The organism is Facivitalis istanbulensis, from assembly GCF_040560405.1.
Classification (GTDB): Bacteria; Pseudomonadota; Alphaproteobacteria; order Sphingomonadales; family Sphingomonadaceae; genus Sphingomonas; species Sphingomonas istanbulensis.
On sequence record NZ_JAVSCQ010000015.1, the window covers coordinates 49628 to 62932 of the forward strand.

Annotated in this window: 13 protein-coding genes; 9 read left to right on the forward strand and 4 right to left on the reverse strand. The window is 67.9% G+C overall.

The window, feature by feature from the left end; all coding sequences use genetic code 11:
* Positions 1-71: 71 nt before the first annotated feature.
* Complete coding sequence (locus RN629_RS10685) at positions 72-506, reverse strand: hypothetical protein (RefSeq protein ID WP_407035231.1); 435 nt, start codon at positions 504-506, stop codon at positions 72-74.
* Positions 507-718: 212 nt separating this feature from the next.
* On the opposite strand from RN629_RS10685, the gene RN629_RS10690 reads away from it, so the two are divergent.
* Genes RN629_RS10690 through lexA form a run of 6 tightly spaced genes read left to right on the forward strand, consistent with a single transcriptional unit; the run spans position 719 to position 5530 of the window.
* The gene (locus RN629_RS10690; RefSeq protein ID WP_407035232.1) at positions 719-1336 is read left to right on the forward strand and encodes an anthranilate synthase component II; all 618 of its coding nucleotides are present in this window, start codon (positions 719-721) and stop codon (positions 1334-1336) included.
* Entirely contained in the window at positions 1333-2328 is a 996-nt protein-coding gene (gene trpD / locus RN629_RS10695) for an anthranilate phosphoribosyltransferase (protein WP_407035233.1), read from the forward strand. Before RN629_RS10690 ends, trpD begins: the two co-directional genes overlap by 4 nt.
* Positions 2325-3104 carry an indole-3-glycerol phosphate synthase TrpC gene (gene trpC / locus RN629_RS10700; protein WP_407035234.1) on the forward strand — a complete coding sequence of 260 codons (780 nt, stop codon included), beginning with the start codon at positions 2325-2327 and terminating at the stop codon, positions 3102-3104. Before trpD ends, trpC begins: the two co-directional genes overlap by 4 nt.
* Complete coding sequence (moaC, locus tag RN629_RS10705) at positions 3101-3568, forward strand: cyclic pyranopterin monophosphate synthase MoaC (protein ID WP_407035235.1); 468 nt, start codon at positions 3101-3103, stop codon at positions 3566-3568. Before trpC ends, moaC begins: the two co-directional genes overlap by 4 nt.
* Before the next feature lie 56 nt (positions 3569-3624).
* Positions 3625-4800 carry a molybdopterin molybdotransferase MoeA gene (locus RN629_RS10710; RefSeq protein WP_407035236.1) on the forward strand — a complete coding sequence of 392 codons (1176 nt, stop codon included), beginning with the start codon at positions 3625-3627 and terminating at the stop codon, positions 4798-4800.
* A 55-nt stretch (positions 4801-4855) separates the two neighbouring features.
* Positions 4856-5530 (forward strand): transcriptional repressor LexA, encoded by a 675-nt coding sequence (gene lexA / locus RN629_RS10715; protein ID WP_407035237.1) that lies wholly within the window; start codon positions 4856-4858, stop codon positions 5528-5530.
* 225 nt (positions 5531-5755) lie between these two features.
* Here lexA and RN629_RS10720 read toward each other — a convergent pair whose 3' ends face one another.
* Entirely contained in the window at positions 5756-7831 is a 2076-nt protein-coding gene (locus RN629_RS10720; protein ID WP_407035238.1) for a ComEC/Rec2 family competence protein, read from the reverse strand.
* A gap of 79 nt (positions 7832-7910) precedes the next feature.
* Here RN629_RS10720 and gltX point away from each other — a divergent pair, with 79 nt between their 5' ends.
* The 3 genes from gltX to RN629_RS10735 are packed head-to-tail and all read left to right on the forward strand — an operon-like array spanning position 7911 to position 10852.
* Positions 7911-9359 (forward strand): glutamate--tRNA ligase, encoded by a 1449-nt coding sequence (gltX, locus tag RN629_RS10725; protein ID WP_407035239.1) that lies wholly within the window; start codon positions 7911-7913, stop codon positions 9357-9359.
* Positions 9356-10639 carry a citrate synthase gene (locus RN629_RS10730; RefSeq protein ID WP_407035240.1) on the forward strand — a complete coding sequence of 428 codons (1284 nt, stop codon included), beginning with the start codon at positions 9356-9358 and terminating at the stop codon, positions 10637-10639. Before gltX ends, RN629_RS10730 begins: the two co-directional genes overlap by 4 nt.
* A 3-nt stretch (positions 10640-10642) precedes the next feature.
* Positions 10643-10852 (forward strand): hypothetical protein, encoded by a 210-nt coding sequence (locus tag RN629_RS10735; protein ID WP_407035241.1) that lies wholly within the window; start codon positions 10643-10645, stop codon positions 10850-10852.
* A 49-nt stretch (positions 10853-10901) separates the two neighbouring features.
* Here RN629_RS10735 and RN629_RS10740 read toward each other — a convergent pair whose 3' ends face one another.
* On the reverse strand, positions 10902-12263 hold the full coding sequence (locus RN629_RS10740) for a sensor histidine kinase (protein ID WP_407035242.1): 1362 nt from the start codon (positions 12261-12263) through the stop codon (positions 10902-10904).
* Complete coding sequence (locus RN629_RS10745; RefSeq protein ID WP_407035243.1) at positions 12260-13261, reverse strand: hypothetical protein; 1002 nt, start codon at positions 13259-13261, stop codon at positions 12260-12262. The genes RN629_RS10740 and RN629_RS10745 overlap by 4 nt, the downstream gene beginning before the upstream one ends.
* Positions 13262-13305: the final 44 nt, after the last annotated feature.

The following is a 13305-nucleotide window of genomic DNA, read 5'->3' on the forward strand; positions in this document are numbered from 1 at the left end:
AGAGGCCCCGGTGTCATGCCGGGGCCACCTCATGCCATCATGGAACGGTGCGGATGACGTGATCCGTCCCGTCACTCACCATCGGCGGCGGGCGGCGTCGCTTCCGCGCGGCGCGCGCGACGGTCTTCCGCGAACTGGCGGTTCCAGGTCATGCTGCACCCGCTCTGGCCTCCGGCACCGACCGGCGAACAGGTATCGGGAATGCCCCCCGCCACGCGCCCGACCTGATCCATTGTCGCGGCGCGATTGACCCAGCTCTGGTTCTGCGCAGGGATCGGCTTGTCGTTCCGCAGGGTCTTGGGAATACGATAGGGTTCGTCATCGCGGCCGCAGACCACCACTTCTTCGGCGGTGCTTTCCGGGCATTTCTGATCGCCCGTCAGCGTCACGTTGCGCACCCGCTTGGGCGGCTGGCCGGTGGCGGCCTGGGGATCCTGCGCCGATTGCTGGGCGAACGCGGCCCCCGGCGCGAGCAGCAGGGCGGCAATCAGAACGGCACGAACCATGGCGACAGGACTCCTTTGTACTTCCAACGTCAGCCACGGCGCATGGCTCCACGCTGAACGATCCCCCCAAGCGCCCATGCGGGCAGATTTGCGGTTGCCGGTGCCATACCACATCCTTCGGCGGTGCCCACCGGGCAATCGGGCAATCCGGCAATCGGCCGATCGGACACGCCAGACATTGCACCGCCCGCACGATCGTCTATGGCGGGGGGATGATCCTGGTCGTCGACAATTACGACAGCTTCACCTGGAATCTCGTCCATTATCTTCAGGAATTGGGCAGCGAGGTGGAGGTCGTCCGCAACGATGCGATCTCGGCGGGGCAAGCGCTTTCGTCGGGCGCGCAGGCTTTCCTGATTTCCCCCGGCCCCTGTACGCCGAACGAGGCGGGCGTCAGCCTGGACCTGGTCGCCGCCGCCGCCGAGGCGGGCAGGCCCCTGCTGGGCGTGTGCCTGGGCCATCAGGCGATCGGCCAGCATTTCGGCGGTCGCGTCCAGCGCGGCGGGCTGATGCATGGCAAGACCTCACCGGTGCTGCACGACGATAGCGGGCTGTTCCGCGGCCTGCCCTCGCCCTTCACCGCGACACGCTATCATTCGCTGATCGTCAACGACGTGCCCGATACACTGGTCGTCAACGCGCGGGCGGAGGACGGTACGGTGATGGGCTTTCGCCATGCCACGCTGCCAATCCACGGGGTGCAGTTCCATCCCGAAAGCATCGCCACCGAATATGGCCATGCGATGCTGGCGAATTTCCTGCGGGAGGCGGGGGTGGCGCATGAACTGCCCGAACGGCTCCGTCCGCCACCGATCGGCAACGCCGCGTGACCACCCTCGCATTGCTGCCCGATCCCGCCAGCCCCTTGTCGCGTGAAAGCGCGGCGGCGGCGTTCGGCGATATTCTGGACGGGCGCGCCGATGACGAGGCGATCGCCGCTTTCCTGATCGGCCTGACCGAACGGGGCGAGACCTCGATCGAGATCGCCGAGGCCGCGCGCGCCATGCGCCAGCGATTGATCCCCATCGAAGCGCCCTCCGGCACGATCGACGTCTGCGGTACCGGCGGCGACGGCCATCACACGCTGAACGTCTCGACCGCCGTGTCGCTGGTGGTCGCCGCGCTGGGCGTGCCGGTGGCCAAGCACGGCAATCGCGCCGCCTCGTCCAAGGCGGGAGCGGCCGACACACTCGAAATGCTGGGCCTCGACATGGACCGCGCCGGGCAAATGGCGCAGGCCAGCCTGAGCGATATCGGCATCGCCTTCCTCTTCGCCGCCAACCACCATCCGGCCATGGCCCGCATCACGCCGATCCGGCGCAGGATCGGGCGGCGGACCATCTTCAACCTCATGGGGCCGCTCGCCAATCCCGCGCATGTCGGACGGCAGCTGATCGGCATCGCCCGCCCCGATTACGCCGCCGTCTATGCCGAGGCGCTGGACCAGCTCGGCGCGACCGCCGCACTGGTCGTGTCGGGCGAGGAAGGGCTGGACGAACTGTCGGGTGCCGGCCCCAGCATCGCCGTGTCGGTCGGACAGGTCGTCGCGCCCGCCATCATTTCCCCCGAGGATGCCGGGCTGCCCCGCTATCCCGTCACCGCCATTCGCGGCGGTGATGCCCGGCACAATGCCGATGCGCTGCGCCACCTGCTCGCCGGGGCGCCCGGCGCCTATCGCGACGCCGTTCTCCTCAACGCGGCGGCCGCGCTGCTCGTGGCCGGGCATAGCACCGACCTGACCCAAGGGGCCGTCGCCGCCGCCCGCGCGATCGACAGCGGCGAGGCCGCCGCGCTTCTCGACCGATGGATAGCTTACCGATGACGACGATGCTCGACCGCATCCTGGAAACCAAGCGCGCCGATGTCGCCGCGCGCAAGGCCACCATGTCCCATGCCGATCTGGATGCGCGGATCGCCGCCGCCACCAGCCCGCGCGGCTTCCGCGCCGCGCTGGATGCCAGGACCGGCCACGCTCTGATCGCCGAGGTGAAGAAGGCCAGCCCGTCCAAGGGTCTGATTCGCGAGGATTTCGATCCGCCCGCCCATGCCCGCGCCTATGAGGCCGGGGGCGCCGCCTGTCTCTCGGTGCTGACCGACGAGCGCTGGTTCCAGGGGGCCGACGCCTATCTGGAACAGGCGCGCGCCGCCGTGTCGATCCCGGTGCTGCGCAAGGATTTCGTGGTCGATCCGTGGCAGGTGCTCGAAGCGCGTGCGTTGGGGGCCGACGCGATCCTCATCATCGTCGCCGCCCTGGACGATATGCAGATGCAGGAGATCGAGGCGGCGGCCATCGAATGCGGCATGGACGCCCTGGTCGAGGTGCACGACGCGACCGAGATGGACCGGGCCGCCCGGCTCCAGTCGCGGCTGATCGGCGTCAACAATCGCGATCTGCGCGACTTCTCGGTCGATTTCCAACGCACCTATGAACTGGTCGGTCGCGCGCCAGAGGGCTGCACCTTCGTCGCCGAAAGCGGGCTGACCAGCCGTGCCGACCTGGACACGATGGCCGAGCATGGCATTCGCTGCTTCCTGATCGGCGAAGCGCTGATGCGCCAGCAGGATGTCGAGGCGGCGACCCGCGCCCTGATCGGATGAGTGGTCTCACCCATCTGGACGAGGATGGCTCCGCGCGCATGGTCGATGTCGGCAGCAAGGCAATGACGGTCCGGCAGGCGGTCGCGCAGGGGCGGATCACCATGTCGCGCGAGGCCGCCGCCGCGATCGCCGCTGGCAGCGTGCAGAAGGGCGATGTGCTGGCGGTCGCGCGGGTGGCCGGCATCATGGCCGCCAAGAAGACCAGCGACCTGATCCCGCTGTGCCACCCCTTGCCGCTCAGCAAGGTGGAGATCGATCTGGCGCTGGACGAGAATGGCATCACTGCCACCGCGACGGCCGCCATCACGGGACAGACCGGCGTCGAGATGGAGGCGCTGACCGCCGTGTCGGCCACGCTGCTGACCGTCTATGACATGGCCAAAGCGCTCGATAAACGCATGATGATTGGTGATATTCGTCTGTTATCCAAGACCGGTGGCAAGTCGGGTGATTGGCACGCCTGATCGGGGTGCCTGAGCCGATGCCGGACCATCCCTGCCGCCAAAAAGGAGCGCGCGTCATGCTCATCCCCGTTCCCGAAGCCCAGCGCCGCCTGCTCGCACTGGCGACCGACCGCCCTGCCATCGAACTCCCCTTGCGCGATGCGGCGGGACACTGGGCCGCCGCCGATATCCCCGCACGACGGACCCAGCCGGCGAGCGACCTGTCCGCGATGGACGGCTATGCGATCCGGTTCGAGGATATGCCGGGGCCATGGACCGTGATCGGCGAAAGCGCGGCGGGCCGCCCGTTCCCCGAGCGGATCGCGGCGGGGCAGGCGACGCGCATCTTCACCGGCGCTGCGATGCCGTCGGGCGCCGACACGGTGCTGGTGCAGGAAGAAGCGGCGCGCGACGGTGCCCGGATGACTCTGACGGGCGAAGGCCCCGCGCATCGCGGGCGCAATGTCCGGCGCAAGGGTCTGGATTTTGTCCAGGGCGACCGGCTGATCGCCGCGGGGCAGCGGCTGACGCCCGCGCGGATCGCGGTGGCGGCGACCGGCGGCCATGGCACCCTGCCCGTCCGCCCACGCGTGCGGGTCGCGATCGCCGCGACCGGAGACGAACTGGTCGCCCCGGGATCGAATGACCCCGCCGCACTGCCCGAATCGAACGGTGCGATGCTCGCGGCCATGCTGGCCGACATGCCGGTCGACATCATCGATCTGGGCATCCTCCCCGACGATCTGGATCGCCTGCGCGACGCCTTTGCGCGGGTGGACGCCGACCTTCTGGTGACGACAGGCGGCGCTTCGGTGGGCGACCATGATCTGGTCCAGCCCGCGCTGAAGGCGGCCGGCGGCAGCATCGATTTCTGGCGGATCGCGCTACGTCCCGGCAAGCCGATGATGGCCGGACGACTGGGGTCGATGATGGTGCTTGGCCTGCCCGGCAACCCGATCTCGGCGTTCGTGACCACGCTGTTGTTCGTCAAGCCGCTGATCGCGCATCTGGCGGGCGCGGCGGAGCCCCTCCCCGTGCCGATCCCCGCGATCCTGGGCGAGGATGTGCCTGCCAACGGCCCGCGCATCGATTATCTGCGCGCTGCGATGATCGACGGACGCGTTCACGCCGCGGCCATTCAGGACAGCTCGATGCTGCTGACGCTGGCGCGATCGACCTGCCTGCTGATCCGCGAGCCCGGTGCACCGCCCGCCCGGATCGGCGACTCGGCGGAAATCCTGATGCTCGCTTGACGCAAGCCCATGCGTTCCTTATAAGTTCCACGTCTGTTCCGGACGGAGGATCGCGATGCTTACCGCAAAGCAGCATGAGCTTGTCTGCTTCATCAATGACCGGCTGAAAGAAACCGGCGTATCGCCCTCTTTCGAGGAGATGAAGGAAGCGCTCGACCTCAAGTCCAAGTCGGGTGTCCATCGCCTGATCTCCGCGCTGGAGGAACGTCGTTTCATCCGTCGCCTGCCCAACCGCGCCCGCGCGCTGGAAGTGCTGCGCATGCCCGACCGCCCCGAAAAGCCGGTGGCGGCGAGCAATGTGGACTCGACCGAAGCAGCGGCCCGGATCACGCCCCAGGCGGCGAATGATGTGGTGGAGATCCCGCTGCACGGCCGCATCGCCGCCGGCATGCCGATCGAAGCCTTCGAGGGCAGTTCGACGCTCGCGGTGCCAGCGGCCCTTCTGGGATCGGGCGAACATTATGCGCTGGAGGTGTCGGGCGACTCGATGGTCGAGGCGGGCATTCTCGACGGCGACTATGCGCTGATCCGCCGCACCGATGTGGCGCGCGACGGGCAGATCGTCGTGGCGCTGATCGATGACGCGGAGGCGACGCTCAAATATTTCCGGCGCGAGGGCTCGATGATCCGGCTCGACCCGGCGAACCGCTCCTATGATCCGCAACGCTACGCCCCCGCACAGGTGCGCGTGCAGGGAAAGCTGTCGGGCATCCTGCGCCGTTACGATTGATCGACATGGCCGGGGGCGGCGCAAGGACGTCGCCTCCGATGGATAAGATCCCGGCACCTGTTTGCGGATGTCCGGTGATGGATCGGTCAGGAGCGGTCCTCCGATCGCTGTTTGGACATTGGCCGGCATCGGATGTCATCGGAAGGCCGGGCGCCTGAACTGCGCTGTTTCTCGCCCCATCGGGTCCGATGGGAATGATCCCGGTTCCGTTCATCAGAAACCTGCCTATCGCCGCGCGCCGAGCGTCCAGGGATGCTGGTCCCCCGCCATTCTCACCGTTTCGATGGCCTCGCGCGCCAGATACACCGACACGCCACCGGTGCGCTGCAACGCTGAAGCATCGAGCTTCAGCCAGCGAGGACGGCAGGCCCGGGGCAGGCGGCGATCGGCGATGACGATGTCCATCCGGTCGCATAATGCGATCAAACCGGCCCATGGCACCGCATATCCACTGCGTGTCGCCATGATGCGCCATGCGCGATCGCCTCTCGCCAGCCGCGTGACGCACAGATCGGCACTGCATCGCGCCTCGACCTGATCGATCAGCGCCAGTGGCGGCGCACTGGTACCGCCGATCTCGCCAAGGCTGCCTTTCATATAATCCCCGGCGCGATCGCGTAGGAGCGCCAGTCCCCGGTCGGTGCGTATCGCGACATGACGCCCGTCGCCCGTGACGATCAGGTCGGGCAGCGGCGCCGCGATCATCGCGACAAACCCGCCCAGCAGCGGCGGCATGCCCAGCCAGCGCCAGCCCGTGTGCCACAAGGCCACCCACAGACCGCCGGCCATCGCCGCTGCAAAAGACCAGCCCCATGCGACCGGCAGTGCCAGCACCGATCCGGGCGTCGCCGCCACGCCCCGCGCCAGCGCCAATAGCAAGGCCAGCGACCGTTCCAGCAACCACCAGAACGGCCCGCCCCATCCGAGCGGGTCGAGCAGGAGCGCGACCATCTCCAACGGCATCGCGACGAAGGTCGTCCAGGGGACGGCGACGATATTGGCGAATGCGCCATACAAGCCGGCCTTGTGGAAATGAAAGATCGCGATCGGCATCAGCGCCGCCTCGACCACCAGCCCGGTCAGCAGCAAGCTGCCCAGTTGCCGAACCGCGGACCAGCGCCAGTCGGGATGCGGCCCGAACCATCGCCGGATCGTCGGATGCTCGTGCAGCGCCACGATCGCGGTGATCGCGGCGAAGGACAGCTGGAAGCTCGCCCCCATCAGTGCTTCGGGGCGAAACAACAGGACGATCAGCGCGCCCGCCGCCACCAGCCTCAGCGTCATGGCGTCGCGCCCCAGCGCCAACGCCGTCAGGACGAGCATCGCGGCGACGCAGGACCGGATGGTCGGCACCTCCGCCCCGGTCAGCAGGGTATAGCCGATCGCCGCCGCTGCACCGGCCAGCGCGCCGACCAGCGGCAATCGCGTGCGCAGTGCGAGCCACGGCCACAGCGCCAACAGCCGGATCGTCAGCATCATCACCATTCCGACCACCGCGGTGATGTGCAGGCCGCTGACCGACAGCAGATGCGCCAGCCCGGCACGCCGCATCGCCTCCGCATCGCTGTCGGCGATCGCACCGACATCGCCTGTCGCCAGCGCGGCGGCGACTCCTCCCGCACTGCCGGGCAGGCGATCGGTGATCCGTCGCGATAATCTCTGTCGCAGCCCCTCTTGCCGGCTGCCCGCGCGCAGCATGAGAATCGGCGCGAAGCCCCGCCCGGTCGCACCGATGCCCTGGAACCAGGCGGCGCGCGCAAAATCATGCCCGCCCGGCGCCACCGGCCCCGGCGGCGGCATCAGGCGGGCGCGCAGCCGAACGATCGCGCGCGTGCCGATACCGTCCGGCGCGTCCTCCTGCTTGAGCGAAACGCGGATGCGTGGCGGCAAGGCGACGAACCTGTTCCGCCCATCCACGGCGCGAACCGGGCGAAGCGTCAACCGCACCAGCCCGCGCGCGACAAGCCGGTCCATCGCTTCGACCTCGGTGTCCATCGTCGCGATAGCGGGTCGGGTCAGCACCGGCGATGCGACCGACTCGGCCCGAAGCCAGGCAACGCCGAGCCCCAGCATCATCGCCAGAGCGCCCAGCACGACGATGCGCGCCGCTCGCCCGCCATCCGCCAGCGTCCACCCGCCAAGCATCGCCGCCGCCATCAGACACAGCGCGGTCATCCATGCGCGTGGATCGGGCAGGACGAACCACAGCACGATCCCAACTCCGAACAGCACCGGGCACCACAGGGGCAGTTGATGCCGTTCCGCCTCGATCCAGGACTCGATCCCCGGCCAGCGCGGCATTTGGCGGCGCGGACGCATGGTGCTAGGGGCTGCGGCGGCTGAACTGGCCATCGAATCTTATGCTTGGGAGTATGCGCGGTTGAGCGCAACACATGAAATCGCCCCCGCCGCACCGGCGGATGCCACCGCGGTCGTCACCCGCTTCGCACCATCGCCGACCGGCTTCCTCCATATCGGCGGCGCGCGCACCGCGCTGTTCAACTGGCTCTTCGCGCGCCACCATGGCGGCAAGTTCCTGTTGCGGATCGAGGATACCGACCGCGTCCGCTCGACCCAGCCCGCGATCGACGCGATCCTGGACGGGATGCGCTGGCTGGGCCTGGACTGGGACGGCGATGCGGTGTTCCAGTTCGCGCGCGCCGACCGCCATGCCGCCGTCGCGCAGGAGATGATGGCCAAGGGCCATGCCTATCGCTGCTATATGACGCAGGATGAGATCGCGGCGCAGCGCGAAGCGGCGCAGGCGGCCAAGCAGCCGCTGCGCATCCGCTCCCCCTGGCGCGACGCCGATCCCGCCACCGCGCCGGAAGGCGAGCCCTTCGTCGTCCGCCTGCGCGCACCGCGCGAGGGGGCGGTGACGATCGAGGACCGGGTGCAGGGCAGCGTGACGGTGCAGAACGCCGAACTCGACGATCTCGTCCTGCTCCGTTCGGACGGGACGCCCACCTATATGCTGGCCGTCGTCGTCGACGATCACGACATGGGCGTCACCCATGTCATTCGCGGCGACGATCACCTGAACAACGCCTTCCGCCAGTTGCCGATCTACAAGGCGATGGGCTGGGCCGAGCCGGTCTATGCGCATATCCCGCTGATCCACGGATCGGACGGTGCCAAGCTGTCCAAGCGCCACGGCGCGGTCGGGATCGAGGCCTATCGCGACGAAATGGGGATCCTGCCCGAGGCGCTCGACAATTATCTGCTGCGACTCGGCTGGGGTCATGGCGATGCCGAGATCATCGCGCGCGCGGATGCGGTGAAGTGGTTCGATCTGGCATCGGTGGGCAAGGCGCCGTCGCGCTTCGACCTGAAGAAGCTGGAGAACCTCAACGGCCATTACATCCGCGAGGCGGACGACTCGCGGCTGGCCATGCTGGTCGCCGATCGCATGGGGGAAAACGACGTCGCGCTGCTGACCGCCGCGATGCCGTCGCTGAAGCCACGCGCGGCCAATCTGAACGAGCTGGCCGAGGGGGCGAAGTTCCTGTTCGCCACCCGCCCCCTGACGATGGACGAGGCAGCCGCCGCGTTGCTCGACGAAAAGGCACGCCACATTCTGGTTTCGGTTCACGCCGCGCTTGACGCGCTGCACAACTGGGATACGGAGCTTTTGGAAGACGCGGTACGCAAAGTGGCCGAAGCCGAGACTGTGAAGCTCGGCCAGGTCGCCCAACCGCTCCGCGCCGCTCTGACAGGACGCAAGACGTCCCCCGGAATCTTCGATGTGCTCGCTGTGCTGGGCCGGGAGGAAAGCCTGGGGCGGATCGCGGACCAGATGACCGCAGATAGGAAGGATATTACAGCATGAGCGACACCGCGAAAATCAACGTCGGCGGCAAAGAGTTCGACTATCCGGTCATGTCGGGTTCGATCGGCCCGGACGTGGTCGATATCCGCAAGCTTTACGCACAGACCGGCGCGTTCACCTATGATCCCGGCTTCACCTCGACCGCGTCGTGCCGGTCGGAACTGACCTATATCGACGGCGACCAGGGCGTACTGCTCCACCGCGGCTATCCGATCGGCGAGCTGGCCGAGCAGTCGAGCTTCATGGAAGTCGCCTATCTGCTCCTCAACGGCGAGCTGCCGAACAAGGACGAGCTGGACGGCTTCAACACCACGATCACGCGCCATACCATGGTGCATGAGCAGTTGGCGGCGTTCTTCCGTGGCTTCCGCCGCGACGCGCACCCGATGGCGATCATGTGCGGCGTGGTCGGTGCGCTGTCGGCCTTCTATCACGACTCGACCGACATCCATGACCCGGTGCAGCGCACCATCGCCTCACACCGCCTGATCGCCAAGATCCCGACGATCGCGGCGATGGCGTACAAGTACAGCGTGGGCCAGCCCTTCCTGTACCCGGACAACTCGCTGTCCTACACGGGCAACTTCCTGCGCATGACCTTCGGCGTTCCGGCCGAGGCCTATGAGGTGAACCCGGCGGTCGAAAAGGCGATGGACCGCATCTTCATCCTGCACGCCGATCACGAGCAGAACGCCTCGACCTCGACCGTGCGTCTGGCCGGTTCGTCGGGTGCCAACCCGTTCGCCTGCATCGCGGCGGGCATCGCCTGTCTCTGGGGTCCGGCGCATGGCGGCGCGAACGAAGCCGCGCTCAACATGCTGCGCGAGATCGGTACGCCCGATCGTATCCCCGAGTTCATCGCGCGCGCCAAGGACAAGAACGATCCGTTCCGCCTGATGGGCTTCGGTCATCGCGTCTACAAGAACTATGATCCGCGCGCGACCGTGATGCAGAAGACCGTGCGCGAAGTGTTCGACGCGCTGAAGGTCAACGATCCGCTGTTCGAGACGGCGCTCCGCCTCGAAGAGATCGCGCTGAACGACGAGTATTTCGTCGAGAAGAAGCTGTTCCCGAACGTCGACTTCTATTCGGGCGTGATCCTGTCGGCGATCGGATTCCCGACCGAGATGTTCACCGTGCTCTTCGCGCTCGCCCGCACCGTCGGCTGGGTCGCGCAGTGGAACGAGATGATCACCGATCCCGACCAGAAGATCGGCCGCCCGCGTCAGCTCTACACCGGCCCGACGCAGCGTTCCTACGTTCCGGTCGAGCAGCGCTAAGCCATGAACCGGGTCCGGCCGATCCTGATCGCCATCGGCGTCATGCTGGCGCTGACGGGGGGATTATGGATCGGTCAGGGCCTGGGCTATATCCGCTGGCCGCAGGAGAGCTTCATGCTCGGCCAGGGCGAATGGGCCGATCGCGGTGCCTTTGTGGCGATTGCGGGACTGGCCCTGATCCTGGTCGCCCGGCGGCTGCCCCGGCGGCGCTGAGGCGGATCGAGAAGCACGGCGAAAAAGGGCTCCTTCGGGAGCCCTTTCTTTATCGGTGCGGCAGTTGAAAGAGGAAACTCGCCCCCTCGCCCGGTGCGCTCTCGACGCTCAGTTCGCCGCCCATCGCGCGCGCGAGTCGGCGCGCGATATACAGGCCCAGCCCGTTGCCGCCTGGCTCGGTCGGATCGACGCGTTCGAACTTTTCGAAGATGCGCCCCTGATCCTCGGGTGCGATCCCTTTGCCCTGATCGGTCACGCGGACCTGTCCCCACTGACCATCGCGTTCGACCGTCACGGTCACCGCGCTGCCACGTGGCGAGTAGCGCAGCGCATTGCCGATCAGGTTGATGAGGATCTGCAGCGATCGACCGAAATCGCCGGTCGCCGGCATCACCTCGCCCAAAGCGGGCTTTCGAATCGTTACCCCGGCATGGTCGGCCCGCACGCCCAGCAGGCCGCAAGCCCTTCGCGCCACATCGGCCAGGTCGAGCGGCGTCGCAGCCAGCGTGAAGTCGGGCTGCTCGATCGCCTGCAACTCGACCAGATTGTCGACCAGCCCCAGCAGGTGGCGCCCGGCATGGGCGATATCGGTCGCATAATCGGCATATTGCGGGGCGATCGGGCCATCGCCCTGGGCCGCGATGCTATCGGCATTGGCAACGATCCGCGCCAGCGGCGTCCGCAACGCGCGATCAAGCCCCGCGGTAAAATTCTCGGTGAGCGGCGGCGCATCGGTAAGGCCCAGCGGCTCGTCAGGGTCACGCTCGTCGATCCGGCAGGCGACACCCGACAGCCCGGCAATGCCCCCCATCCCGTCATGGCGGATCGCCGCCGACAGCCGGATCGGCATGTCGATGGGTCGCAGCCTTGCACCGCGCCCGTCGAACGGCGCGAGATCGGCCAGCGCGGTGACCGCCCCGCCCCCATTCGCGGGGTCGAAGGCGAAAAGCGCCGACAAGGGCTGTCCCAGCAAAGCCGCCACATCCAGCCCCAACCGCTCCCCCGCCTGTGGGGAGAGATAGGTCAGGCGCAGGGCGGCATCGGCCTCCCACCGAAAATCGGCCCCGGCCGCCGCATAATCCGGCGGTGTCGCGCCCGGCCGCCATGCGCGCCGGTCGCGCCAGCCGCTGACGCTCAGGCGGATCTGCCCGGTCTCGGGCCGCGCCTGCACCCATAGATCCAGATCGCCTTCGCCATCCGCTACCACGACCCGACGCGACACCGCGATGCCCAAACGTCGGGCCAGCCGGGCGACTTTCGCGATCGGGGCGATCGCCAGGCTATCCGTTTCGCCGCCACCGGCGCGAAGATGCAGCAATTCGATCGGGGGGTCGGCCGACAATATCCGGTCGGCGCCGTCCAGAATGGCCCGCGCCACCATCGATTCGCCGGGCATATCCATCGCGGTCATGCGCGGACCGCACCTTCCCACCGCTCGATCGCCGCGCGGAAGGCGGACGGCAGCAGGAGGGGGGCAATGGCCCGCCGCGCCTGATCGGGCGTGATCGCCATGATCGCGTTCAACGAATCGGCAAAACCCTCGACATCGCGCCGCGGGTCCGCATCGCCCAGCATCAACCCGATCCGGGCGATGGTCTGGCGGTCCTGGTCCAGTGCGCGCAGTGCCAGCCACAGCCGATCCCCCTCGGGCTCCAGCACCATGTCGCGCATCTCTGCATCGTCCATGGACAAGGCATGGGCGAGCAATGCGATGAACAGCCCCAATTGCCGGTTCGACAAGCTTTCGATCAGCAGGCCCGGCAACTCGTCCGGGCGCGCATCGATCGCCGCCGCCAGCCGCATCGCCACACCCCCGGGCCGCTCATCCTCATCCTGCGCCGTCAGAAGGCGCTCGGCGGCCTGTGCCAGCGCTTGGTCTAGCGCCTCCTGTCCGGGCTGTCGCAACGCGGCGGCCACGGTCCAGATCAGCCATTGATAAAGCGGCGCGGGCAGCGTGACATGCCCTCCCTCGGAAAGGATGGTGCGCGCGCGATTCTCCGCCGCAAGCAGGCCTCGGGCCGCACCGGCGACGATCCGGTCGGGCGCTTCGATCAGCCGGACAAGCAGGCTGGGTGCGTCGCCATGGGCGTTGTCGGTCGCCAGCGCCTCGGCCAGCATCTGCTGGCGCAGTTGCGCGATCAGCTCAGCGACCAGACCCGGCTCGGCCAGCACTCCCGCCTGCCACAGCCGGTCCGCCACGCCGTCCATGGCCGGTCCTGGTCCCTCCCCGGCCAACCGCGCGGCATAATGCGCCAGGTCACGGGCCGTCGCCTCGGCCAGACATCGCAGCCGATCGGCAAGGGCGAGGCGCAGCCGATCGCTGAGCCGCGCATCGTCTGACAGCATCAGGTCGCCGATCGCGCCCGCCCGTCGCAGCACCAGGCGCGCACGCGCCCGTGCGACACGCATCGACAGTCGCGATGCATGCCAGTCTTGGGCGAAATCAGGGTCCG

Excerpts from the sequence above, each read along its gene's own strand:
- RN629_RS10685 (WP_407035231.1), bottom strand. The coding sequence starts at position 506 with ATGGTTCGTGCCGTTCTGATTGCCGCCCTGCTGCTCGCGCCGGGGGCC.
- RN629_RS10690 (WP_407035232.1), top strand. The coding sequence starts at position 719 with ATGATCCTGGTCGTCGACAATTACGACAGCTTCACCTGGAATCTCGTC.
- trpC (WP_407035234.1), top strand. The coding sequence starts at position 2,325 with ATGACGACGATGCTCGACCGCATCCTGGAAACCAAGCGCGCCGATGTC.
- moaC (WP_407035235.1), top strand. The coding sequence starts at position 3,101 with ATGAGTGGTCTCACCCATCTGGACGAGGATGGCTCCGCGCGCATGGTC.
- RN629_RS10710 (WP_407035236.1), top strand. The coding sequence starts at position 3,625 with ATGCTCATCCCCGTTCCCGAAGCCCAGCGCCGCCTGCTCGCACTGGCG.
- lexA (WP_407035237.1), top strand. The coding sequence starts at position 4,856 with ATGCTTACCGCAAAGCAGCATGAGCTTGTCTGCTTCATCAATGACCGG.
- RN629_RS10720 (WP_407035238.1), bottom strand. The coding sequence starts at position 7,831 with ATGCCGCGCTGGCCGGGGATCGAGTCCTGGATCGAGGCGGAACGGCAT.
- RN629_RS10730 (WP_407035240.1), top strand. The coding sequence starts at position 9,356 with ATGAGCGACACCGCGAAAATCAACGTCGGCGGCAAAGAGTTCGACTAT.
- RN629_RS10735 (WP_407035241.1), top strand. The coding sequence starts at position 10,643 with ATGAACCGGGTCCGGCCGATCCTGATCGCCATCGGCGTCATGCTGGCG.
- RN629_RS10740 (WP_407035242.1), bottom strand. The coding sequence starts at position 12,263 with ATGACCGCGATGGATATGCCCGGCGAATCGATGGTGGCGCGGGCCATT.
- RN629_RS10745 (WP_407035243.1), bottom strand. The coding sequence starts at position 13,261 with ATGCGTGTCGCACGGGCGCGTGCGCGCCTGGTGCTGCGACGGGCGGGC.